Annotated in this window: 22 protein-coding genes and 2 pseudogenes; 9 read left to right on the forward strand and 15 right to left on the reverse strand. The window is 63.1% G+C overall.

The window, feature by feature from the left end:
- The first annotated feature begins 2 nt into the window (after nucleotides 1–2).
- Complete coding sequence (locus tag ACD578_RS04825) at nucleotides 3–380, forward strand: hypothetical protein (protein WP_404291353.1); 378 nt, start codon at nucleotides 3–5, stop codon at nucleotides 378–380.
- 61 nt (nucleotides 381–441) lie between these two features.
- Here ACD578_RS04825 and ACD578_RS04830 read toward each other — a convergent pair whose 3' ends face one another.
- The 6 genes from ACD578_RS04830 to ACD578_RS04855 all read right to left on the reverse strand — a co-directional run bounded on the left by ACD578_RS04830 (nucleotide 442) and on the right by ACD578_RS04855 (nucleotide 4579).
- Nucleotides 442–639, reverse strand: a complete 198-nt coding sequence (locus ACD578_RS04830; RefSeq protein WP_404291355.1) for a hypothetical protein — start codon at nucleotides 637–639, stop codon at nucleotides 442–444.
- Between the two features lie 439 nt (nucleotides 640–1078).
- Complete coding sequence (locus ACD578_RS04835; RefSeq protein ID WP_404291357.1) at nucleotides 1079–1366, reverse strand: hypothetical protein; 288 nt, start codon at nucleotides 1364–1366, stop codon at nucleotides 1079–1081.
- Nucleotides 1367–1513: 147 nt separating this feature from the next.
- Entirely contained in the window at nucleotides 1514–1651 is a 138-nt protein-coding gene (locus ACD578_RS04840; RefSeq protein WP_404291359.1) for a hypothetical protein, read from the reverse strand.
- Nucleotides 1652–1725: 74 nt separating this feature from the next.
- Complete coding sequence (locus ACD578_RS04845; RefSeq protein ID WP_152713238.1) at nucleotides 1726–1908, reverse strand: hypothetical protein; 183 nt, start codon at nucleotides 1906–1908, stop codon at nucleotides 1726–1728.
- A gap of 175 nt (nucleotides 1909–2083) precedes the next feature.
- Nucleotides 2084–2476: a hypothetical protein gene (locus tag ACD578_RS04850; protein ID WP_404291361.1), complete on the reverse strand. Its 393-nt coding sequence runs from the start codon at nucleotides 2474–2476 to the stop codon at nucleotides 2084–2086.
- A 225-nt stretch (nucleotides 2477–2701) separates the two neighbouring features.
- Complete coding sequence (locus ACD578_RS04855; protein WP_404291363.1) at nucleotides 2702–4579, reverse strand: ABC-F family ATP-binding cassette domain-containing protein; 1878 nt, start codon at nucleotides 4577–4579, stop codon at nucleotides 2702–2704.
- A 216-nt stretch (nucleotides 4580–4795) separates the two neighbouring features.
- Between ACD578_RS04855 and ACD578_RS04860 the strand changes: the two genes are divergently transcribed.
- Complete coding sequence (locus ACD578_RS04860) at nucleotides 4796–5482, forward strand: Crp/Fnr family transcriptional regulator (protein WP_152713235.1); 687 nt, start codon at nucleotides 4796–4798, stop codon at nucleotides 5480–5482.
- Here the strand turns inward: ACD578_RS04860 and ACD578_RS04865 are convergent.
- Entirely contained in the window at nucleotides 5442–6143 is a 702-nt protein-coding gene (locus ACD578_RS04865) for a TetR/AcrR family transcriptional regulator (protein ID WP_404291365.1), read from the reverse strand. The two genes, ACD578_RS04860 and ACD578_RS04865, sit on opposite strands and share 41 nt — an antisense overlap.
- A gap of 149 nt (nucleotides 6144–6292) precedes the next feature.
- Here ACD578_RS04865 and ACD578_RS04870 point away from each other — a divergent pair, with 149 nt between their 5' ends.
- Together ACD578_RS04870 and ACD578_RS04875 are read left to right on the forward strand one after the other, a co-directional pair.
- Nucleotides 6293–7489 (forward strand): HlyD family secretion protein, encoded by a 1197-nt coding sequence (locus ACD578_RS04870; protein ID WP_404291367.1) that lies wholly within the window; start codon nucleotides 6293–6295, stop codon nucleotides 7487–7489.
- Between the two features lie 5 nt (nucleotides 7490–7494).
- Nucleotides 7495–9089: pseudogene (locus ACD578_RS04875) on the forward strand (DHA2 family efflux MFS transporter permease subunit).
- A gap of 45 nt (nucleotides 9090–9134) precedes the next feature.
- Here ACD578_RS04875 and ACD578_RS04880 read toward each other — a convergent pair.
- The 6 genes and pseudogenes from ACD578_RS04880 to ACD578_RS04905 all read right to left on the reverse strand — a co-directional run bounded on the left by ACD578_RS04880 (nucleotide 9135) and on the right by ACD578_RS04905 (nucleotide 13686).
- On the reverse strand, nucleotides 9135–9443 hold the full coding sequence (locus ACD578_RS04880; protein ID WP_404291369.1) for a hypothetical protein: 309 nt from the start codon (nucleotides 9441–9443) through the stop codon (nucleotides 9135–9137).
- Between the two features lie 37 nt (nucleotides 9444–9480).
- Nucleotides 9481–9963 carry a DUF2267 domain-containing protein gene (locus ACD578_RS04885; RefSeq protein WP_404291371.1) on the reverse strand — a complete coding sequence of 161 codons (483 nt, stop codon included), beginning with the start codon at nucleotides 9961–9963 and terminating at the stop codon, nucleotides 9481–9483.
- Nucleotides 9964–10027: 64 nt separating this feature from the next.
- Nucleotides 10028–10213, reverse strand: coding sequence for a hypothetical protein (locus tag ACD578_RS04890; RefSeq protein ID WP_404291373.1), 186 nt, complete (start codon nucleotides 10211–10213; stop codon nucleotides 10028–10030).
- A 280-nt stretch (nucleotides 10214–10493) separates the two neighbouring features.
- Nucleotides 10494–11539 (reverse strand): annotated as a pseudogene (locus ACD578_RS04895) (HlyD family secretion protein).
- A gap of 7 nt (nucleotides 11540–11546) precedes the next feature.
- Complete coding sequence (locus ACD578_RS04900) at nucleotides 11547–13088, reverse strand: MFS transporter (RefSeq protein WP_404291375.1); 1542 nt, start codon at nucleotides 13086–13088, stop codon at nucleotides 11547–11549.
- Between the two features lie 166 nt (nucleotides 13089–13254).
- Entirely contained in the window at nucleotides 13255–13686 is a 432-nt protein-coding gene (locus ACD578_RS04905; protein WP_404291377.1) for a MarR family winged helix-turn-helix transcriptional regulator, read from the reverse strand.
- A 228-nt stretch (nucleotides 13687–13914) separates the two neighbouring features.
- Here ACD578_RS04905 and ACD578_RS04910 point away from each other — a divergent pair, with 228 nt between their 5' ends.
- The 3 genes from ACD578_RS04910 to ACD578_RS04920 are packed head-to-tail and all read left to right on the forward strand — an operon-like array spanning nucleotide 13915 to nucleotide 16792.
- A complete protein-coding gene (locus ACD578_RS04910) occupies nucleotides 13915–15084 on the forward strand; it encodes an ABC transporter ATP-binding protein (RefSeq protein WP_404291379.1) in 1170 nt (389 codons plus the stop codon).
- A gap of 2 nt (nucleotides 15085–15086) precedes the next feature.
- A complete protein-coding gene (locus ACD578_RS04915; RefSeq protein WP_404291381.1) occupies nucleotides 15087–15992 on the forward strand; it encodes an ABC transporter permease in 906 nt (301 codons plus the stop codon).
- Nucleotides 15989–16792, forward strand: a complete 804-nt coding sequence (locus ACD578_RS04920; RefSeq protein WP_152717371.1) for an ABC transporter permease — start codon at nucleotides 15989–15991, stop codon at nucleotides 16790–16792. The genes ACD578_RS04915 and ACD578_RS04920 overlap by 4 nt, the downstream gene beginning before the upstream one ends.
- Here the strand turns inward: ACD578_RS04920 and ACD578_RS04925 are convergent.
- On the reverse strand, nucleotides 16786–18597 hold the full coding sequence (locus ACD578_RS04925) for an AsmA family protein (protein ID WP_404291383.1): 1812 nt from the start codon (nucleotides 18595–18597) through the stop codon (nucleotides 16786–16788). The genes ACD578_RS04920 and ACD578_RS04925 overlap by 7 nt on opposite strands.
- A 361-nt stretch (nucleotides 18598–18958) precedes the next feature.
- On the opposite strand from ACD578_RS04925, the gene ACD578_RS04930 reads away from it, so the two are divergent.
- Both ACD578_RS04930 and ACD578_RS04935 read left to right on the forward strand, forming a co-directional pair.
- Nucleotides 18959–19693 carry a CoA transferase subunit A gene (locus ACD578_RS04930; protein WP_404291385.1) on the forward strand — a complete coding sequence of 245 codons (735 nt, stop codon included), beginning with the start codon at nucleotides 18959–18961 and terminating at the stop codon, nucleotides 19691–19693.
- Nucleotides 19693–20373 carry a 3-oxoacid CoA-transferase subunit B gene (locus ACD578_RS04935; RefSeq protein WP_404291387.1) on the forward strand — a complete coding sequence of 227 codons (681 nt, stop codon included), beginning with the start codon at nucleotides 19693–19695 and terminating at the stop codon, nucleotides 20371–20373. Before ACD578_RS04930 ends, ACD578_RS04935 begins: the two co-directional genes overlap by 1 nt.
- A gap of 92 nt (nucleotides 20374–20465) precedes the next feature.
- Here the strand turns inward: ACD578_RS04935 and ACD578_RS04940 are convergent, their stop codons facing one another.
- Complete coding sequence (locus ACD578_RS04940; protein ID WP_404291389.1) at nucleotides 20466–21602, reverse strand: DJ-1/PfpI family protein; 1137 nt, start codon at nucleotides 21600–21602, stop codon at nucleotides 20466–20468.
- Between the last annotated feature and the right edge of the window lie 110 nt (nucleotides 21603–21712).

Here is a 21712-nt window from a genome sequence, read left to right on the forward strand (position 1 = left end):
TGATGCGTATAAAAGTTCTCTCGAGTGTCGCATTCGCGGCGCTGGTTCTGGCGGCCTGCACCAGCACGAGCAGCGCGCCGCCTGCTTCGGCGGTGGCAACGGCTCCTGCGCCGTCCGCCCGATTGGGTCCCGTCATCGACGGGCCCACGCTCGGACCGGACGGACGCTGCACCGTAACGGGATTCGGGACGGCGACGGCCATCGAACCGGGCATCACGGAATGCGATCTCGTGCGCCTGAAGGGCAAGCCCGCGACGGATGTGCTTGTCGGGGAGAGCGGCAAGGGGCAGCGCGAAGTGCAGGTGCTCTATTCCGAGCCCGGCGGCCGCGAGCTCTACTTCTTCGTGAACAACAGGCTCGACCGGGTGGTGAAGCCGTAATCAAAGTGCCTGATGCCCGGCTCCGCGCCGGGATCCGTATCTTCCGGAGGGTTTGCAGTCGTCATGGCAGCCAGCCATCGATGACGGGCAGATCATCCAGCCGCAGCTTCGGCCAGCCGAAGATCTGTGCGAAGAGACCGTAGAGGCCGCCGCCGATGAACACGATCGCGACCCAAGCGACGGCGGCGGCAGGCCAGCCGCCATGGACACCCGCAATGCAGGCCGGGATCAGCGATAGCACAAGGATCCCGTAGCTCATGAACCCGGTCTTCACGATGTTTCCCCGTAGACGATGTCGTCGATTGATGCATCCGACGCTGTCATGACTGCATATAGTCATGCTGCGAGACGATGCCAGAGCGGGCGATGCCTGTCGACGCTCCGTCCATCTGTGCCGATCAGCTAAGAAGGACAGCCGTCCATCCGAGCATCGCAATGCCGCACAACAATCCAATCCATCGGAAAGCACGAGCCAGATTGTCGTCGGCCGGATTGGAGTGAGGAGGTTCGGAAATGTCGTCGTCTTCGTCCATAGCGGATTTTTTGTTCCTCCGGATTTTTATGGGGAGCAGATCTCAAGCCGGAACAAGAGTCGAGCATCACCGATTGCATGGCACCGCCGATCCAACGCATAGCTCAAAGGCAGCAAGCCCAACGCGAGCAATGCTGTCGGCCGGATGGATTGAGCATGTGGAATGTCAGGAATCGCTTCGGCGTGCCGGCTTGCCGCAGCATCCGGTGCCTGCAATGGCGCAATCGTAGAGATGCTTGATGTCGTCGAGGCTGCGGATGGCCGGACCCGATCGTCTTTGAATGATCGCGCTCAATTGCTTGAACTTGTCGTCAGCCCAATCCTCGATCACCAGGACAACCGCTTTCTTGAGAGGAAGGGTCGCGATCTTCACCGGCATGAGTTCGGGGTTCTTGGATGGCCTGCCGATGACGAACAGGTCGACGATCTCTTCAAGATCATGAGCAGCGGTCAAAGTCCTCTCCATCCAGGCTGCGGGCGGGTGCAGTCCATGGCAGAGGAATGTCGCAGTCGAGGGTGCGAGCGTTCAAATGACCAAAGGAGGTAAGCAACAGCCATCATGGGCGAGCACGCTCCCGGTTCTCGAAACCGGACGATCTCCTTATCGCCACACGCACGGAAACGGGGCCAGCGGATCGTTGTCGTTGCCCGGTTCGATCGCCCTGGCCCTGAGCGGGGCGAGCGGCACGAGCGCGTGCGTGAAGAGCCGCACAGTGCAATAGGACAGGACCTGATTCATCGTAGCCTCCATCAAGGGCAGCAGAACGCTACCTCACGGATGGTCAGCCAGATGTGCTGTCACGCACCTTCTATTTACCTAACGGCAGTTTGTGCGAGACAGGCCACGCGCTTCCAATGCAGGCGGATTTTTCCTTTGGTCTGACAGCGGACCGTATTGTCGTTGACGGCGAGCGCGGAACTCTCCGTCAGATAGGCCATCGGCAAGAGGCCATCCGAAAAGACTTTGTCGGTGCAGGCGGAAATCTGGATTCTCATTCGTCAGCCTCCCCCATAAGGCTCTTTCGAGAATACGTTCCTGCTCCGATTCTGCGTGGACCCCGAGTAGGTAATCCCGGCGCCCTGGGGGAGTAGGCAGGAGGGGGTACGGGTCGGGACGGTGCGCTCGCGTCGTTGATTTCGCTGCTGAGTGTCCGCCGACCCGTGCCTTGCATCAGTAGACGTTGTAGCGTCGGACGGGCCGTTCATAGCCGTCATCATAGTCCCTGAAACCACGGTCATAACCCCGCGGAGGAGGAGGGCCGCGATGGCCGTCGTCGCGCCACCTGTCGCCGCGATCATAGCGGCGGGCCAAATAGGCGCAGCGCTTGGGCACGCCCGGAGCCGGATCGCCGAAGGCGCCGTTCGAGCAGGGAATACCGCCTTCTCGGACGAAGGCTTCCGCGCTCCGTCCAGGAATGCCGTAGATGACGCGCGTCGGATAGGGGACGCGGCAGAATCCGTGCTCCCGCGCACAGGGCACCAGGCTCTGTGCCTGGGCCTCCGGCAGCGCCCCAAACATTGCACCGGTGGCTAGCACCGCTGTCGCCAATACCGCACGAAGCATGTCCGTTCTCCATGGTAAGAACGCCAATATACGGCTCTCATGATGAACGATGTTATAACGGCGAGAAATCCATTGCGACGGATAGACTTCGTAGGCGGTCTTACAACGGGTTTCCTTGGCCCGGGGTGACTGACTCTATCGCATTTTTCGGCGAACCGGATCCGGTTCGCCGAAAAATGCGGCACGGCACAAAGGAGAGGTGATTGCGCGCAAGTGGAAACAGCTCTAAGCGCCCGCTTCCTCGATTTCGCTGCTGAGCATCAGCCATTCTTCCTCTGCGGAAGCCAGGGTCGCGGCCGCCTCGGCGCGCATCTTCGACAGTTCGGTGGCCTTGGCCGGATCCTTCTGGAAGGCGGTGCCGTCGGCGAGTGCGGCGTCGACCTTGCCGATCACGTCTGTGAGTTTTGCCATCCGGCTCTCAAGCGCCTCCAGCTTCTTGCGCAGGGGCGCCAGCGCCACCCGGCGCTCTGCAGCGGCGCGGCGCTCATCGATCTTGGAGGCGGTGGGTGCCTGCGGCCTGTCGGAGCGCTTCTGCGGATCGAGATCGCCGGAGAGCACGAGCTGGCGGTAATCGTCCATGTCGCCGTCGAAAGGCTTTACGCTGCCGTTGCCGACGATCCAGAGCCGGTCGGCGCAGGCCTCGATCAGGAAGCGGTCGTGGCTCACCAGGATGACCGCGCCCGTATAGTCGTTGATCGCCTCCATCAGGGCCGTGCGGCTGTCGATGTCGAGATGGTTCGTCGGCTCGTCAAGGATGAGGAGGTGAGGGCCTCTGAAGGCCGCCAGTCCCATCAAAAGGCGCGCCTTCTCGCCTCCCGACAGGGCAGAGACCGGCGTGTCCGCCTTCGCGCCCGGAAAGCCGATTTGCGCCGTGCGGGCGCGGATCCTGGCGATCGGCGTGTCCGGCATCCGCTCGGCGACGTGGTCGTAGGCGGTCGCCTTGGGATTCAGCTCGTCGAGCTGGTGCTGGGCGAAATAGGCCACGTCCATGCGGGTGGGCGTGCGCATCTCGCCCTTCATGGGCTCGAGCCTGCCACCGATGAGCTTGCAGAAGGTGGACTTGCCGTTGCCGTTCGAGCCGAGAAGGGCGATCCGGTCGTCCGGCGCAATCGTCAGGTTGAGGCGGTCGAGCACGACCCGCTCGCCGTAGCCGACGGCGCCGCGCTCGACCGTGATCAGCGGCGGTGCGGCGGGACGCTCCGGCCCCGGTAGGTTGAAGGGCAGCACGTCGTCTTCCACGATGGTCGTGATCGCCTCCATCTTCTCCAGCCGCTTGACGCGGGACTGAGCCTGCCGGGCCTTCGAAGCCTTGGCCTTGAAGCGGTCGACGAAGGCCTGGAGGTGCTTGCGCTCGGCCTCCTGCTTCGCCGCCATCTTGGCGGTCAGTTCGCGCTTCTCCGCATATTGCTTGGCAAACGAGGTGTAGCCCCCGCGATAGATCGTGAGCTTGCCCCGGTCGAGATGGAGGATGTGGTTGACGCAGGCGTCGAGGAGCTCCCGGTCGTGGCTGATGACCAGAACGGTATGCGGGTAGCGCCCGAGATAGTCGTACAGCCAGAGCGTGCCCTCGAGGTCGAGATAGTTGGTCGGCTCATCGAGAAGCAGCAGGTCCGGTTCGGTGAACAGAACGGCGGCGAGCGCCACGCGCATGCGCCAGCCGCCCGAGAAGTCCGAGCAGGGCCGGTTCTGTGCTTCGGCATCGAAGCCGAGGCCGTGCAGGATCGTGGCTGCCCTGGCGGGCGCCGAATGGGCGCCGATATCGGTGAGCCTGGTTTCGATCTCGGCCCGGCGGATGCCGTCGGCCGTCTCGGCCTCGGCCAGGAGGGCGCTGCGTTCCTTGTCGGCGGCGAGCACAACGTCGATCAGGGACTCGGGCCCGCCCGGCGCCTCCTGGGCCACGGCGCCGATCTTCATGCCGCGAGGCAGAGCGACGCCGCCGCTCTCGGTGGCGAGCTCACCCTGGATGATCTTGAACAGGGTCGTCTTGCCCGCACCGTTGCGCCCGACGAGCCCCACCTTCGCGCCGGTGGGCAGGTTGAAGGAGGCGTGGTCGAGGATCAGCCGGTCGCCGATGCGGTAGGTCAGGTCGTTGACGTGAAGCATGCCGCCTTTTGGCGTGGGATGGCGGCGCTGGCAAGGTCCCAGGCCGTCTCAGGGGAGGGTGAGGATGCGATTCCCTGACTGAGCTGGCAGCGGCCGCCTAGCCTGAATCGCCAGTGACAAAATCGTCGAGGACTGAGAAAGGGATAGCCGACATGATCATACTGGCCATGGAAAATTTGTGCTATAGCCAAGGATAGCATTCAGGGGAGGAGACCGATGGCGCGGCTCGCCGGGATTAAGCTGTTCAAGGGACTGGACATCGACCTTGAGCGTTCCGAGGCGCGGGCCAATTGGCGCCGCTTCGATCCCGAGGAGGTCCTGGTCGACTTCGACGAGCCCTCCACGGACGTCTATTTCCTCCTTTCGGGCGAGGTTCGGGTCCTCATGCGCACGGCCTCCGGCAAAGAGGTCATCCTCTACGAGATGAGGCCCGGCGACCTGTTCGGCGAGCTGGCTGCCCTCGACGGTGTGCCGCGCTCCGCCAATGTCACGGCGCTGACCCGCGGCGAGGCCTGCGTGATGCCGGCCTCTGTCTTCAAGGAGCTTCTCTTCTCGCACCAATCCGTCGCCGAGCGTCTCTTCTGCTTGATGGCCTCCCGCATTCGGGAACTGAACGCCCGCTTCATGGAGCAGACCGTCCTCGACCTCCGGCACCGGCTCTATTCGGAGCTCCTGCGCCTGTCGACGCCACGGCAGGACCGGTCGGGGGAGCGTGTCATTACGCCGCCGCCGTTTCACCACATCGTGGCAGCCCGTATCGGCTGCCGCCGCGAGCAGATCACCCGGGAATTCACCATGCTGACCCAGGAAGGGCTGATCGAGCGCACGCGCGGCGCCCTGATCCTGCGGCAGCCGGACGTGCTCAAAGCCCGCGTAGCCGAGGCCCTGCAAACGGATCACTAGCCGGGTCTTTCGGGCAATAGGCCGCGAAGAACACCCGAAGTGCGTTCTCCACGTTCTTCTGGATCTCAGCTTCAGTCGGAGGCTCGCCTACGGAAAAGAGCAGACGGCGCAGCATGCCTGAGACACAAAGGTCGAGGAAATGCTGCGCGGCGACGCTCGTATCCTCGATGGACAACCTTCCCGCCCCGACCTGATAGTCGAAGTAAGCGCTCAGACGGGCAATGCCCTGGCATGGACCAGCTTCATAAAAGGCCTGCCCCAGACGGGGAAACTTCTCCGCCGCGCCCATGACCATTCGGATTGAAGAAATATGCTCGGGCTTGCCCATGCGGCGCAGATAGCTGATGCCGAGCATTTTCAGGACGCCGCGCACGTCGGGATCGTCGGCGTCGAGCTTGAACAGAACCTCGGCCAGCCCCTGTTTTTCTACTGTGGTCAGGGCTGCGAAAAGGCTCTCCTTGCTGTCGAAGTAGACATAGAGGGTCCCCTTGGAAACACCCGCGACTTTGGCGATCTCGCCCATGCTCGCGCCATCGAAGCCCTCCGCCAAGAAGACCTTGCGGGCACCCTCCAGAATCTGGCGCCTCTTGGCGCTTTCGGTGCAGTCCTCCCCGGTGGGAGAAAGGTTCTGGTCGTGGGTGCGGTCATGCACGGCGCTCATAGCTTCTATTATCCCCTTTCGCGTTTCGCCTATTGACCGAACGGTTCGGTCAACTCATATATGGCAGGTATTCAACAGAGATCAAGGCTGCAACGATAGGCCCGAACCTTTTCGGCTCAAGGGCTTTAAGTTGGCTTGCAGAGGTTCACATGGCTTACCGGGACGAGTTTGAGCAGGGCGCTAAGGACCGCCCGGAAACCGCTAGGGAAGGGCAGTCTGTCCAGGCTTCCCGGCCGGAGACGGTCGCTCCCGTCGTGACATCGCCAAAGGCCACGAAGAAGAGGTTGGGTAAAAAGCCGGTCATCCTGGCCGTTCTGGCGACCGTTTTCGCCTTCGGCGGCTATGAGGGCTTCCACTGGTGGACCGACGGGCGCTTCATGGTTTCGACCGATGACGCCTATGTGCAGGCCGACATCACGATCCTGTCGGCCAAGATCTCCGGCTACGTATCCTCCGTTGCGATCACGAACAACCAGAGCGTCAAGGCAGGCGACCTGATCGCCAAGATCGACGACGGCGATTACCGCCTCGCTCTCCAATCTGCCAATGACAAGCTTGCGACCCAGCAGAGCGCCATCACGCGCATCGGCCGCCAGATCGAAGCGGGTCGCGCCTCTGCGGCGCAGGCCGAGGCGCAGGTGGTCAGCGCGCAGGCCGAGGCCGAGCGGGCCGAGAGCGACTATGCCCGCCAGCAGCAGCTCGCCCGATCCGACTACACCAGCCGCGCCGCGCTCGAGAACGCCAAGGCCGCCCGCGATCGCGCCAATGCCGAGGTCAAGAGCGCCCAGGCCGCGCTGTCCGCCGCTCAAGCGAATGTCCAGGTTCTCGCTGCTCAGCAGAACGAGGGCGAGCGCCTCGCCGCCGAGTACCGGACATCCGTCGAGAAGGCTGAACGCGATCTCTCCTTCACCGAGATCCACGCGCCGGTCGATGGCGTCATCGGCAACAAGGCCATGGAGGTCGGCACCTATGTGCAGCCCGGCGCCCGTCTCGCGGCCCTCGTCCCGCTGACCAGCGTCCATGTGGATGCCAACTTCAAGGAGACGCAGCTCGTCTCCCTGAAACCCGGTCAGAAGGTGCATGTGAAGGTCGATGCCTTCCCCGATTCCGACATCGTCGGCACGGTGGAGAGCGTTTCGCCTGCGGCCGGTGCGGTGTTCAGCCTGCTGCCGCCGGAGAATGCTACCGGCAACTTCACCAAGATCGTCCAGCGCGTGCCCGTGCGCGTCACTGTCAGCCCCGAGGTGGCCCAGCAGGGTCTGCTGCGCCCCGGCCTGTCGGTGGTCGTCGACGTCGATACGCGTACCTCGTCCGAGCCTGAAAAGACGGCCAGCATCAAAGAGTAAGAAACATGGCCGCATCGGCTGCCATTCAAGCAAAGCCTCAAGGCATGCCTGCCGCGAAGCCGGTGCCGCTCGACCGGCGCCGGACCTTCGCGTTCTTCTGCATGGTCTTCGGCATGTTCATGGCGATTCTGGACATCCAGATCGTCTCGGCCTCGCTTGCCGAGATCCAGGCGGGCCTCTCCGCGTCGTCCGAGGAAATCTCCTGGGTCCAGACGAGCTATCTGATCGCGGAAGTGATCATGATCCCGCTCTCGGGCACGCTGTCGCGCGTGCTTTCGACCCGATGGATGTTCGTGATCGCCTCAGGCGGTTTCACGCTTATGAGCGTCATGTGCGCGACCGCGACGAACATCGAGCAGATGATCGTCTACCGTGCACTGCAGGGCTTCATCGGCGGCGGCATGATCCCGACCGTTTTCGCCTCGGCCTTCACGATCTTCCCGCCCGAGAAGCGGCCCGTGATCTCGCCGATCATCGGCCTTGTGGCAACGCTCGCGCCGACCATCGGCCCGACGCTCGGCGGTTACCTGACAGATCTTTTCTCCTGGCACTGGTTGTTCCTCGTCAACATCGTGCCGGGTATCTTCGTCACGGTCTCGACCTATCTGCTGGTCGATTTCGACGAGCCGGATTTCAGCCTCTTCAAGTCCTTTGACTGGGCCGGTCTCGGGTTCATGGCGGCTTTCCTCGGCAGCCTCGAATACGTGCTGGAGGAGGGGCCCAACAACGAGTGGTTCCAGGACGAGGCGGTGCTGATCCTCTTTATCGTCTGCATCGTCGGGGCGGTCGGCTTCTTCTACCGGGCGTTCACCGCCAAGCAACCCATCGTGGACCTGCGCGCCTTCGCCGACCGGAACTTCCTGGCGGGCTCTTCCTTCAGCTTCGTCATGGGCATCGGCCTCTACGGCCTCACCTATCTCTACCCGGTCTATCTGGCACGGGTGAGGGGCTATTCGTCCCTGCAGATCGGCGAGACCATGTTCGTGACCGGCGCCACCATGTTCCTCATGGCGCCGGTGGCGGAATGCTGTCGCGCAAGATGGATCCGAGGCTCATGATGGCCATCGGCTTCGGTGCCTTCGCCCTCGGGACCTGGCAGATCACGGGCCTCACCAAGGATTGGGATTTCTGGGAGTTGTTCGTGCCGCAGATCCTCCGCGGTGTCGGCCTCATGATCTGCATGGTGCCGATCAACAACATCGCCCTCGGAACGCTGCCGCCGGACCGGATCAAAAATGCATCAGGCCTTTACAATCTCACCCGCAATCTCGGTGGCGCGGTGGGGCTGGCAGTCATCAACACGCTCCTGAACAACCGGACCGACCTGCATCTCCAGCGCCTGCGCGAGAGCGTCACCTGGGACAGCTCCACTGCGATGGAGACCCTCAATGCCCTGACCATGAGGTTCCAGGGACTCGGCACGGATGCCAATGCGGCAGCCATCAAGACCATGTCGAACATGGTCAGGAAGGAAGCTCTGGTGATGTCCTTCGCCGACGTGTTCCTGCTCCTGACCGTGCTGTTTCTGGGGCTCGTCTGTGCCTTGCCCTTCATCAAGAAACCCCGCGCGGCGCCCGCAGGAGGCGGGGGAGGGCACTGAGAAGAGACCTCCAAAACTTCAGCCCGGCTTTCGAGCCGGGCTTTTTTATTGACCAAGTGCCTTCAGCTTGAGCTTGCGCAAGAGGTCGTAGACCTCATCCACTGATCGGCAGACCCTATTCAGGTTCACGGGCTGGCGCAGCGCCACGTGGATGTGGTTCGGTGCATGCATGCGAATGGTGCCGAAGTCGGGGAAGCGTCCGTTTCCGGGATGCCGGTTGTTCCAGCGATTGGGAGGTCGGCCGATCCACGGTCTGTAGGTATGCACCGCATCGAGCAGCCGCGCGCCTCTCGATAGAAGCTCTCTTCGACGGCATGCTGCTCCGGTTTCATCGATCCTCGGCGGCAGCTTCACACTGCCTGCTTGCCATCCCGGAGGGGACGATTACGCTTCAGACATCGCGCGAGAAGCGCACCTCGTCGACTTCGATTTCGACGTCGACCGAAACGGGTGAAGGCCAGAGGGCCCGAATGTCCTCCGGCAGAGCATGGCGCACCTTCTCCACCTGTCCCACGGGGATGTGTCGCGACAGGACACTGAAGACCGCGACAGCCGCATCCTGCGGATCGACGGGGCGCGTCGAATTCAGGTCGAAAGACAAGATATCGAGAAACTCGTCGAGCGAGCGATAGCGTTCCGGTGGCGCCGCTGGCCGCCACTGATCGTAGTAGAGCCCGCGCACGAGGAGCGGCAGCTCTGCGCTCAAGTGAGCGCCCAGCTCCACTGGAATGCGGTCGCGCACGGTTCTCAGCACGGCCCCCAACACGTGCCAGGAAACCTGCCGGTCGGAGCCGAGCTCCTCCATGATTTCCTTGAGCCAGGTATGGGTGGTTTGAAGGGTCTTATCAAAGACATCGAGACCGGTTGCGCTCATGGCGAAGCTCCTTGGCCTTCGCAATCGTTCGCGCCATCCAGGGCGGTGCCGTCACCGCATGGCTTCAAGTCTTGGCGCTGGAATTGGGATTCTGCCTGTCGGCGGGAGGAACCCCGCCCTTCGATCCCTTCGAGCCGCCGCCCCATTGCTCGGCGTTCTGAACCGGATTGCCGCCCTTGTGATCGGGCGCATGGGCTTTGGGACTGCCGCTGGCGGCCGAGTCGTGCTTGGTGTCGGGTTTGTCGGGCATCTTGACGCTCCTTCTGCCGATGCACCGGAACGGCAGAGACAGCGGGTTGTTCCGACTGTTCAGCTCAAAAAAGCTCGATCACAGGGAAAGGTGGTGCGGGGGCCAGGGTGTTGCCTCAGAGTCCGGCTCATAAGCCCCGGACCTCATCCTGAGGAGGTGCGAAGCACCGTCTCGAAGGAGGATCCAGAGAGCACTGGAGACGCCCTGATCCTTCGAGACGCCGCCTCCGACGGCCCTCAGGATGAGGACTGCGGGAAAGCAACAATTTCATGCAGTCGCCTCACGAGGGCTGCGCCCGCGTATCCACGCTCACCACCACCGACATGCCGGGCACCAAGCGGTCCGCGAGCGCCTGCCCGGGATCGATGGCGATGCGTACGGGCACCCGCTGTGCCACCTTGGTGAAGTTGCCGGTCGCGTTGTCGGTTCTGATCACGCTGAACTCGGAACCGGCGGCCGGCGAGAAGCGCTCGATGCGGCCTGCGAGCTGAGCATGCTCGAGGGCGTCGACCGTGAAGGTGACGGGCTGGCCGACCATCATGCCCGACAATTGCGTTTCCTTGAAGTTGGCGACCACCCAGATCCGCTCCGGCACGAGGGCCAGCAACTGCGTGCCGGGCGACACATATTGACCGAGGCGCGCGCCGACCTCACCAAGACGTCCGTCCTCGGGCGCCACGATGCGCGTGTTCTGCAGGTCGATCTCGGCCAGCCGGACGGCGGCCTGCGCGCCCTGCACCACAGCTTCGAGAGACTGACGATTGACGAGCGTCGAGGCGAGATCCTGGCGGGAAACGATCAGGGCAGCCTCCGCCTGATGGAGGGAGGCGGTCGCCTGATCGAAGGAAGCACGGGCTTGATCGGCTTGGCTTTGCGTCGCGACCCCCGCTCCAGGAGCGGCGCGATCCTGTTCCAGTTCGCCTCCGCAGCGCTCAGAGCCGCCTTGGCGCTGTCGACCTGCGCCTGGCTCGATTCGATCCGCGCCCGATCCGAGCGCTCCTTCTGCTCGGAATTGGCCAAGGCCGCCTGCTGGCTTGCCAGGGTGGCTTTCGCCTGCTGCAGCTTCTGTTCGAAGATCCGGTCATCGATCTTCACCAGCAGTTGGCCAGCCTTCACATGCTGAAAATCCTGCACCGCCACCTCGGCGACATAGCCGGCAAGCTGGGGAGAGACGACCGTGATCTGACCGCGCACATAGGCGTTGTCGGTGGTCTGGACGGAACTGGCGAAGGGCGGCAGCCGCCATGCATAGAGCACGAGGGCGACACCGGCGATACCGATGATCGCAGCAACGATGGTGGCGGTGGAACGGAAGAACTTGGTCATGACGATGTTAGCTGGCAGCCGGTTGGGGTTCGGGTGAAATGCTTTTGCGGATCGCGCGGATTGCGAGATGGAGGATCATCACTGCAATCGTGCAGGCGGCGAAGAGGGCGATGGCCAGGAAGGCGTCGTTGTAGGCGAGCACGGTGGCCTCGCGGGTGACCTGCTGGCCAAGGAGCGCCACGCCTTCCGCGTTGAGAAGCGATCGGTCGGTGATGACCCGGCCATAGGTTGCGGCAAGCTGGGTAATACGTTGGGCGACAACCGGATCGATCAGGGTCAGGTGATCGGCCATAGCCTGGAGGTGGAACCTCGTGCGCCAAGTGATGAAGGTGCCGACAAGCGCCGACCCGATCACCCCGCCAAGGCTCTGCGTCGTCAGGAAGACGACAATGAAATTCAGGATGAAGGTCGGCCCCCGCTTCAGCGCCAGCGTCAGCCCGGCCGCCATGGCGGGAGGCAGGAACAGGACGCCGGCTACGGCGATCAGCGCCTGGCTCGCATACATCTGCTCGGGCCTGGTCAGGCTCGTCGCGTTGCTATCCATGAGAGCGCCAATCATGAGCAGGCCCAGGGCCACCATCTGGGCCGCATTCTCCCGGCCGGGCTTGACGACGGCGATATAGGCTAGGCCCGCCGCGATGGAGGCACCGATGACCACCAGGGACAGAGTCGCCATCTGGTCGTTCTGCAAGCCCAGGGCTTGGAAGAATGCGAAGGCGCCTGCGGTCTGCTCCGACATGAGGAGGCGGAAGATCATGAGGGTGCCGGCGAGATGCAGGATCTCCTTGCTGGTGAGCCAGCGGATATCGAGAAAGGGTGTCTCGCGATTGAGCTCGATCACGATCGCGCAGGTGAGCGATGCGAGTCCGACGGCGAGCATGACGCCGAGCCAGGGCGCCTCGAACCACCAGTAGACCCGCCCCAGGGCGAAGACCATGGCCGTGAGGCCGAAGCCGACGGCAACGAACAGATAGCTGACGACATCGAGCCAGTGGATGACCTTGGCCCGCGGCGGTGGCGTGAGAGGCAGCAGATACACGGCGGCAAACGCCATCATGGCGAGGGCAATCTCGAACAGGTACAGGCCGTGCCAATCGCCCAGCATCAGAAGATCCGGCGAGATCAGGCGGGCGAGAGGAGCGCCGATCGCAATGTTCGTGAGCACGAGAGGCTGGCCGATGCTCAGTTTCTTGGCCGGAGGAAGCGGCTCCAGCATGTAGAGAAAGGCGAGCGTCGAGATGGGCGCTGCCGCGATGCCGCTGAAGAAGCGCACGATGAGGGCCGATTGCAGATCTCGTACGAAGATGTGCAGCAGCATCACGAGCACGAACAGAAGAATGCTCAGCTCCGCGAAGTTGCGGAGGCCGAACTGGGCTCTGACCTTCACGAGGATCAGCGAGAGGCTGACATTCGGCGCCATATAGGCGGCGATCAGCCATGTGACCTCGTTGGCGGTGGCACCGAGCGGCCCCTGAAGCTGAGGGAGGTTCGCCGCGGCGAGGTTCATTCCCAGCCCCTGGGTGAGGGACAGGAGGAGGGAAGCCAACATATAGAGAGCAGCCCGCGACCGGGACATAGGAGCAGGCGCCGCCGGAGGGGCGGGCGGCGCCTGCGGCTCCACCGGCTTCGAAGAAGTCTCGACCTCGGACCGGTGGGCGTTGGCAGTGCCGGTAGGATTGTTGTCGGAGTTTTCTGTCACCGGAAGCACACCGTCATCAGCTTGCGGCCTCGATGTTCCGGCCCATGGCGTGGAAAACGCGGATGGCAGCCTTTAGGTCATCTTCGCTGACATCTTTCAGGACATCGCTGCGGAATTCCTTGACGAGAGCGTCGACGTAAGCAGCCTGTTCCTGTCCTGCCGCCGTGAGTGCGATCTGCTTGGCGCGCCTGTCGCCGTCCACGGGCTGGCGCTCGATCAGGCCCTGCTTCTCCAAGCTATCAAGGAGCGGGACCAGGGTCGGACCCTCGATCTCGAGCGCATCTGCAAGCTCCGTTTGGGTCATGCAGTCCTTTTTGCCGAGAAGGATCAGCGCCCGCGCCCGTGCCAGTGTCAGCCCCTTGGCCCGAACGCGGGCATCGAACAGGGTGCGCATCTTCCGGCTGATCTTCCAGAGTTCCTCGGAGAACGCCGCTTTGGCAGGGCTCATCGTCATTAGCCTAGGAGTCATATTATTAGGATGCTAATAATGTGGGTGCTTGCTACTTCAACTGCATACCCATCGCAAGACAGCGCGTGGCCCGGATCCAGCAGGGCAGGGTTGCGTCGGATGCGGTTCTCAAGCCGATGAGCCGGGACGTTTAAGCTGTTGTTCTCGGAGGCCGAACATCATAGCTTGCCGGGTGGTTTCCTCGTCTAAGGTCGAAGTCAAAACATCTTGCCTCCTCCGTCTCGCCAATCCGCCTCCGTCGGCGCCGTGCGCCGCTCCTTTGCGCCCTGGTCCGATCCCGATGCCAAGCCGCTCATCCGATTCGAGAACGTCACGAAGCAGTTCGGCGATGCGGTGGCGGTGGACCATCTCTCCCTGAATGTCTTCGAAGGCGAGTTCTTCTGCCTGCTCGGCCCCTCCGGCTGCGGCAAGACGACCCTCATGCGCATGCTCGCGGGATTCGAGACGCCGAGCGAGGGCAGCATCACTCTGGCCGGGCAGAATCTTGCCGGCGTGCCACCGTATCGCCGACCGGTGAACATGATGTTCCAATCCTATGCCCTCTTTCCACACATGAGCGTGGAGAAGAACATCGCCTTCGGTCTCAAGCAGGACGGGATGCCGAAGGACCAGATCGCGGAGCGCGTCGGCGAAATGCTGCGCCTCGTCCAGCTCGAAAAGCTCGCCCGCCGTTATCCGAGCCAGCTCTCCGGCGGCCAGCGTCAGCGCGTGGCGCTCGCCCGTGCGCTTGCCAAGAAGCCGAAGGTGCTGCTGCTCGACGAGCCTCTCGGCGCCCTCGACAAGAAGCTGCGCGAAGAGACCCAGTTCGAGTTGATGGACATTCAGCACGACCTCCACATGACCTTCGTGGTCGTCACCCACGATCAGGAGGAAGCCATGACCATGGCCGATCGGATCGCCGTGATGGACCATGGCCGGATCGTCCAGGTGGCGACGCCGGGTGAGATCTACGAGCAGCCCAAGACCCGCTTCATCGCCGAGTTCGTCGGGGACGTGAACATTCTGGAAGGCCATGTGCAGGGTCAGGAGAATGGCCTCTGGCGCGTGAAGACGTCATCGGCGCAAGTGCCGCTCACCATCGACGATCCGGACGAGGTGCTGCATTCCGGACAGGCGGTGGCGATTGCGGTGCGGCCCGAGAAGATGGTGATCCAGCGTGACCCGCCGGGGCCCGGCGCGATCAACGTGCTCACCGGCGAGGTGTGGGATATCGGCTATCTCGGCGACTGGACGGTCTATCGCGTCAAGCTCGCCACCGGCGAGATCCTGCGCGTCACCCGCGCCAACGCCTCGCGCTTCGTCGAGAACCCCATCGACTGGGACGAGCAGGTCTATGTCACCTTCGCGCCGGATGCGGCGGTGATCCTGGCGGAATAGCCATGATGGAACGCACCCTCACGCGACGCCTGACCGCCGGTCTCGTGCCCGCCGTGCCGTATCTCTGGCTCGGCGTGCTCTTTCTCGTGCCGTTCCTGATCGTCCTCAAGATCAGCCTGTCGGATCCGGCCGTGGCTCAGCCGCCCTACAAGCCTGTGTTCGAGTGGAGCGACATCGCCGGCTTCTTCAGCGGGCTTGATCTGGAGAATTTCGAGCTCCTGACCCAGGACGATCTTTATTTCCGCGCGACGCTCTCGTCCGTGCGCATCGCGGCGATCTCGACATTGCTACTCCTTCTTGTGGGCTTTCCCGTTGCCTACGGCATGGCCCGTGCGCCGGAGCGGTATCGCTCCCTGCTGGTGGCCCTCGTCATCCTGCCGTTCTGGACGAGCTTCCTCATCCGCATCTATGCCTGGGTCGCGATCCTGAAACCCGAAGGCCTGCTCACGCAGGCGCTCACGGGACTTGGCCTCATCTCCGAGCCGCTCGACATCCTCAACACGGAAACGGCGGTCTATATCGGCATCGTCTATGCCTATCTGCCCTTCATGGTGCTGCCGCTCTACGCGACGCTTGAGAAGATGGACGACACGCTGCTCGAGGCGGCCCTCGATCTCGGCTCCACGCCCTGGCGCTCGTTCTGGACGATCACCGTGCCACTCGCCATGCCGGGCATCGTCGCCGGCTCGCTCCTGTGCTTCATCCCGGCCGTGGGCGAGTTCGTGATCCCCGACCTGCTCGGCGGTTCGGAGACTCTGATGATCGGCCGGCAGCTCTGGAGCGAGTTCTTCTCCAACCGCGACTGGCCGCTCGCCTCCGCTGTCGCGATCCTGCTGCTCATCATCCTCGTCGTGCCCATCGTGATCTATCGCGATGTCGAGGCGCGGCGCGTGGAGGCACGGCCATGAACCGGCGCTTAAGCCTCTTCAACGTCACCTCGCTGGTGATCGGCTTCGCCTTCCTTTACCTGCCGATCCTGCTGCTGGTGATCTATTCATTCAACGCCTCTCGGCTCGTCACCGTGTGGGGCGGCTTCTCCACGCAATGGTATGGCGCTCTCTTCCGCAACCAGGCCCTCATGGAGGCGGCTTGGGTGACGCTGCGGATCGCGCTTTTGTCGGCGACGCTGGCGACGGTTCTCGGCACGCTCGCGGCACTCGCGCTCACGCGCTACGGACGCTTTCCAGGCCGGACCCTTTTCACCGGCATGGTCTATGCGCCCATGGTCATGCCGGAGGTCATCACCGGACTGTCGCTGCTGCTCTTTTTCGTGGCCATCGATCTCGATCGCGGCTTCTGGACGATCACGCTCGCGCATACCACGCTCACCATGTGCTTCGTGACCGTGGTGGTGCAGTCGCGCCTCATGACCTTCGACCGGTCGCTCGAAGAGGCCGCGATGGATCTCGGCGCGCCGCCCCTGCGCACGTTCTTTTCCGTGACGCTGCCGTTGATTGCGCCGTCCATCATGGCGGGCTTCCTGCTCGCCTTCACGCTGTCCATGGACGATCTGGTGATCGCGAGCTTCAATGCGGGCCCAGGCGCGACGACCCTGCCCATCAAGATCTACAGCCAGGTGCGGCTCGGGCTTTCGCCGGAGGTGAATGCAGCCTCCACGATCCTGATCGGAATCGTGACGCTGGGCGTGATCTCAGCGACTTTGCTCAGCAAGCGCTCGGTGCTGCGCTCGCGCCGCAATGCTCACTGAGCGGTGGCCTGAGGCCGCTGCTGGTTGGTCGGAACCCGCTCGGAGGGGAAGAGGGGCTTGGCAGCGCCCGAGCGCTCGATAAGGGAGCGGACCTGCGGGGAGACCGCGACGTTGTCCCAATCGCCGATGACGTTGAAGACGAGGGCGGGGGACTGATCCGCGGGAGCGTCAGCCGGCGAAATGTTCGCCGTCATGCTGAGCGTGCGGTCCACCAGAAGCACTTGGCCTTGAAGGTCGGCCTGAACGGAGGGTCCCCTGAGATGGGCTTCCGCGATCTCGCCGACACCATTCTTCACAACGACCTGGGCCTGCGCCTTGTCGAAGGGCGTGCGGCCGCCCTTCCAGTTGAGCGAGGCGAGCAGTGGGCGCTTCTCCACACGGCGAAGGGCATCGTCGAGGGCGATACCGACGATCTCCCCATCGGTGATCTCAACGGACGAGCGGCCCTGCGCCTGACGGATCACATCTGCTGGATTCTTGCCGAGTCCCTCGAAGCTGAACTGCCCATCAGCCCGGCCGGTAATCCAGCGCGGCTCTCCCATGGCGGCAAGGAAGGGGGCGATCTTCACCCCCGCAAAGGTGCCCTGACTCTTGAATTCGACCTGACCGTTCTGCCTCACCAGCGACAGGCGGCCTTTCAGGCTGCCGTCCTGGAAGCCGGCCCGTCCGATGGAGGCCTCGATCCGGCCCGGCTGCACGAGCACGCTGGCGGCCATGTCGTCGAGGCTGAGGCGTCCGAGACTGGCGCTCGCGGCCGAGAGGCGAAGATCGAGGTCGGTGCCGGTGGTCCGCGTCAGGTCGATGGTCTCCTCGCTCCAGGAGCCGGAGGATGTCCGGGTCTGGGAGAAGGGGGCGAACAGGTCAGACAGGTTGAGCGTTTCCGCGGCGAGCGTGCCGGTGACAACGGGCCGGTCCGTATCGAAGCGAACGCCCATGGTGCCTTCAAGCTTGTCGTCTCCCAACACCACCGAAACGGCGGGCCAGGACAGTCGGCGGCGATCCATGGAGAAATCACCTTCGATGGAGACTGCCCGCAGCAGCGACCCGAAGGGCAGTTCCACGCCACTCCAGCGGGTGAAATCGCGCACGGACTTGGCCTGAACGCTGCTTTCCCCCGTGATCCGAGGGGTTTCGCCGAGCTGAGCCTCGCCTTCCGCCGCGATGCGTGCGGAGTGGGTGGAGAGGGTCAGGGTGAAGGGGCTGATCCGGTCGGATACCAGGAGATCCGGGAAAACAGACGCCTGTTCGAGGGAAACCATCTCATCCTGCCAGAGAGCGGATCCGGTCATGGTCATGGGCTCGGCTGTGTCGGCCCAACGGACGACGAGGTTGAGCTGGTCCAGATTGGCTTCCTTCAGATCGGTCCAGCGCAGGGTCGATTTGCTCACGATGAGGCGCCGGGCATAGGTCTCGTTCGACCGGTTCTTGAGAATTTCCGCCCATTTGACCGATTGGAGCGCCTGGGACGATCCCGTGATGCGCGTTTCGGTCAGGTCGAAATCGGAGAGCTCGATCCGGCCGAGGAGCAGCGGCAGGAGGCGGAGCTCGCCTCTCAAGGTTCCGCCCTCGGCCTTGAGGGCATGATCCGGGAACTGAAGTGTCACGTTCTCGAATTTGACCCGCGGAATAGGCAGAATGGCGAAGGTGCTGCGGCCTCTGACCGCCAGGTCGAGCCCGTACCTGTCCTTCACGTGCTGCGTCAGCTCCGCGGACAGACCGCCGCCCGGCAGCGTCCAGGGGGAGGCCGCCGTTCCGAGAACGGCGAGCAAAATCAGCGCAATGAGGAGGACAACGCGGCGGGACATGGGATGAATGTTGTAAACCTTAAGTCCTGCCTCGCAAGCGGAGGTGAGGGGATGTCCTCAGGCAAGACCGAAATCATGAATCATTTCCATATATCCATATGAAGGGATTGTCTAAATTGAGGCCAAGTTGCAGGGTGGCCGCCATTCGTACCTGAGCGGGCGCGCGGCCATATCGTCGCAAGCTGCTCCCGAGGTTTTTCTTCGGATGCTTCCAGCGCATCGTGCGGAAAGGTGGAACCGGTTTTCCGCCCCGGGCGATGCGCCAGTTAAGGGATTGAGCATCGATCAATCCCGAAAGTGGAATCCACTTTTGGGTCCGGCGCTCAAGCGAGCATGAACATGCCCATGGGGAGAGGTTTTGATGGATAAGGTTTACAGCGATGCGCGGGCCGCGCTGGCCGGGGCGGTCAAGGATGGCATGACCATCATGGCCGGCGGTTTCGGCCTATGCGGCATTCCGGAGACGCTGATCGAGGCGATTCGTGATTCGGGCGCGAAGGATCTGACTTTCATCTCCAACAATGCGGGTGTGGACGGCATCGGCCTCGGCCGCTTGCTGGAGACCCGTCAGATCCGCAAGATGATCTCCTCCTACGTGGGCGAGAACAAGCTTTTCGCCCAGCAATACCTCTCCGGTGAGCTGGAACTGGAATTCAACCCGCAAGGCACGCTCGCCGAGCGTATCCGCGCCGGCGGCGCCGGCATTCCGGCCTTCTACACCAAGACGGGAGTGGGCACCCTCATTGCCGAGGGCAAGGAAGTGCGCGAATTCAATGGCGAGAAATACGTCATGGAGATGGGCCTCTTCGCCGACATCTCCGTGGTTCATGCCTGGAAGGGCGATACGGAGGGCAACCTCGTCTATCGCAAGACTGCCCGCAACTTTAACCCGATGATGGCCACCGCCTCGCGGCTCACCATCGCCGAGGTCGAGCATCTCGTACCGGCAGGCGAGATCGATCCGGATTACATCCACACCCCGGGCATCTTCGTGAAGCGCATGGTGCATGTGCCGAACCCGGTCAAACACATTGAGCAACGCACGACCCGCAAGCGCGCCGAGGCCGCGCCTGCCGGAGCAGGGGAGGAAGTCTGATGGCCTGGACCCGTGAACAGATGGCTGCCCGCGCGGCCAAGGAGCTGCGCGACGGCTTCTACGTGAATCTCGGCATCGGCATTCCGACGCTCGTGTCAAACTTCATCCCCAAGGGCATGCGCGTGCAGCTCCAGTCGGAGAACGGCATGCTCGGCATGGGCCCGTTTCCTTTTGAGGGCGAAGAGGATGCGGACCTGATCAATGCCGGCAAGCAGACGATCACCGAGCTTCCGACCACCAGCTATTTCTCGTCTTCCGATTCCTTCGGCATGATCCGCGGCGGCCATATCGACCTGTCGATCCTCGGCGCCATGCAGGTGGCCCAGAACGGCGATCTCGCCAACTGGATGATCCCTGGCAAGATGGTGAAGGGCATGGGCGGTGCCATGGACCTGGTGGCGGGCGTCAAGCGCGTCGTCGTGGTCATGGAGCATGTGGCGAAAGCCAAGGACGGCTCGGAGGACCCGAAGCTCCTGAAGGGGTGCAATCTGCCGCTCACAGGAACCGGCGTGGTGGATCTCGTCATCACCGATCTCGGAGTCTTTTCCATCGACAAGAAGGGCGGCACCGGCATGACGCTGATCGAACTCGCCGACGGTGTGACGGTGGACGAGATCAAGGCCAAGACCCAGGCCGAATTCAAGGTTGCCCTGAACGGCGGTCAGTCCAACGCTGCATAGCAATCAAGGCGCCAATTCGCGGCGATCGAACGTTTCCACATAGGCCTCGGGTACGCCCGAGGCCTTTTCTTTGCTCCTGAAAATTGGAAACGCTATTTCCGATATTCGAGCTGCATAGCGACGAGATCGGCCGTGGGCATTCCGTAGCGCGCTGCAATTCCCTGCAGGGCCTGGTCCAATGCCTGGGCCGGCCGTTGGCTGCCGATCGCCGGCAGCAGATGATCTGCAGACCAGCTCGTCGCAACCCTGTCGGGGATGATGCGGATGCGGCTGCGGGTCTCAAGCGCATCTTCTGTCCGCGCGAACGTCACCGCGCGTGACCGATAGGTCCTCGACCAGGCATCCGCCACGAGGGCAAGCGAGACTTCGTCGGCGCCGGGTCGAAGATCTATGCCGAGCTGCTCGCGGCTCCAGAAGGCGAGCGTGTTTCCGATGGCCGTCAGTGCAAAGGGGCGTGTGAATGTGAACGCGTCGCTCTTGTGGCGCGCGTCCCAGTGGGGAAGACCGAGATCGCGGGCGACCGCTTCGGCCTTGTCGCGGCCTGCGATGGCCTCGATCAAGGTAAGCGCCATCGGCATGGAGGCCGAGATCCCCGTCGTTGTCGCAACGCCCCGGTCGACCACCAGCCGCCGGTCCGCGACATAGCGGATCGCAGGATGCTTCTCGCGCAGTTTATCGAGATAATACCAGTGCGTCGTTGCCGCTTTGCCGTCGAGCAGTCCGGCCGCGCCGACGACCTTGGCGCCTGCGCAAACGGCGATGACGAATGCGCCCTTCGCGGCCTGATTCCTGATCCATTGGAGCACGACCGGATCGTCGTCTCGGCTCATGGCGGGAACGATGACGTAATCGGCGCCGTCCGAATGCCGCGTGTCGAAATCCGCGACCGTCATGTCGGGCACGACCTTGAATGCAGGATAAAGCGTCACTGGCCCGGGCTTCGTTGCCAGCGCCACCACATCGGCGACGTCGGCGCGCTGGAGAATGCCATAGGGCATGAGATAATCGGTGGTCTCGGTCGCGTCATTGATGCCGACAATCGCGATGAGAGGGCGCTGGCGCTTGGGTGGCTTCAAGGCCGCGAGCATGGCATCGGCCTCTTCCTTCGCAATCGGCGGCGCGGCGCCGACATCCGGCGACGGAGGCAGGGAGAGGACCCAAGCCGTACCAATTGTCGCGAGGAGCGCGGCGACACCCAGACCGCTCCACAAGACAAGCCGCTTCTTCATGCCACTCACGCTCCGATGAGCCTGCCGTAAGACATCCTAAAGCATCGGATCCAAAAGTGGACTCCACTTTTGGGATCAATTCCGATGCTTAATTCCTTGGTTACCGCATC

Origin of the sequence: Microvirga sp. RSM25, from assembly GCF_044784385.1 — a bacterium.
GTDB classification, from domain to species: domain Bacteria; phylum Pseudomonadota; class Alphaproteobacteria; order Rhizobiales; family Beijerinckiaceae; genus Microvirga; species Microvirga tunisiensis.

Coding starts and splice junctions, on each gene's coding strand:
- ACD578_RS04920 (WP_152717371.1), top strand. CDS start 15,989: ATGAACCGGCGCTTAAGCCTCTTCAACGTCACCTCGCTGGTGATCGGC.
- ACD578_RS04885 (WP_404291371.1), bottom strand. CDS start 9,963: ATGAGCGCAACCGGTCTCGATGTCTTTGATAAGACCCTTCAAACCACC.
- ACD578_RS04830 (WP_404291355.1), bottom strand. CDS start 639: ATGAGCTACGGGATCCTTGTGCTATCGCTGATCCCGGCCTGCATTGCG.
- ACD578_RS04870 (WP_404291367.1), top strand. CDS start 6,293: ATGGCTTACCGGGACGAGTTTGAGCAGGGCGCTAAGGACCGCCCGGAA.
- ACD578_RS04865 (WP_404291365.1), bottom strand. CDS start 6,143: ATGAGCGCCGTGCATGACCGCACCCACGACCAGAACCTTTCTCCCACC.
- ACD578_RS04940 (WP_404291389.1), bottom strand. CDS start 21,602: ATGAAGAAGCGGCTTGTCTTGTGGAGCGGTCTGGGTGTCGCCGCGCTC.
- ACD578_RS04825 (WP_404291353.1), top strand. CDS start 3: ATGCGTATAAAAGTTCTCTCGAGTGTCGCATTCGCGGCGCTGGTTCTG.
- ACD578_RS04930 (WP_404291385.1), top strand. CDS start 18,959: ATGGATAAGGTTTACAGCGATGCGCGGGCCGCGCTGGCCGGGGCGGTC.
- ACD578_RS04925 (WP_404291383.1), bottom strand. CDS start 18,597: ATGTCCCGCCGCGTTGTCCTCCTCATTGCGCTGATTTTGCTCGCCGTT.
- ACD578_RS04850 (WP_404291361.1), bottom strand. CDS start 2,476: ATGCTTCGTGCGGTATTGGCGACAGCGGTGCTAGCCACCGGTGCAATG.
- ACD578_RS04905 (WP_404291377.1), bottom strand. CDS start 13,686: ATGAGCCCTGCCAAAGCGGCGTTCTCCGAGGAACTCTGGAAGATCAGC.
- ACD578_RS04935 (WP_404291387.1), top strand. CDS start 19,693: ATGGCCTGGACCCGTGAACAGATGGCTGCCCGCGCGGCCAAGGAGCTG.
- ACD578_RS04900 (WP_404291375.1), bottom strand. CDS start 13,088: ATGTTGGCTTCCCTCCTCCTGTCCCTCACCCAGGGGCTGGGAATGAAC.
- ACD578_RS04855 (WP_404291363.1), bottom strand. CDS start 4,579: ATGCTTCACGTCAACGACCTGACCTACCGCATCGGCGACCGGCTGATC.
- ACD578_RS04840 (WP_404291359.1), bottom strand. CDS start 1,651: ATGAATCAGGTCCTGTCCTATTGCACTGTGCGGCTCTTCACGCACGCG.
- ACD578_RS04890 (WP_404291373.1), bottom strand. CDS start 10,213: ATGCCCGACAAACCCGACACCAAGCACGACTCGGCCGCCAGCGGCAGT.
- ACD578_RS04915 (WP_404291381.1), top strand. CDS start 15,087: ATGATGGAACGCACCCTCACGCGACGCCTGACCGCCGGTCTCGTGCCC.
- ACD578_RS04845 (WP_152713238.1), bottom strand. CDS start 1,908: ATGAGAATCCAGATTTCCGCCTGCACCGACAAAGTCTTTTCGGATGGC.
- ACD578_RS04860 (WP_152713235.1), top strand. CDS start 4,796: ATGGCGCGGCTCGCCGGGATTAAGCTGTTCAAGGGACTGGACATCGAC.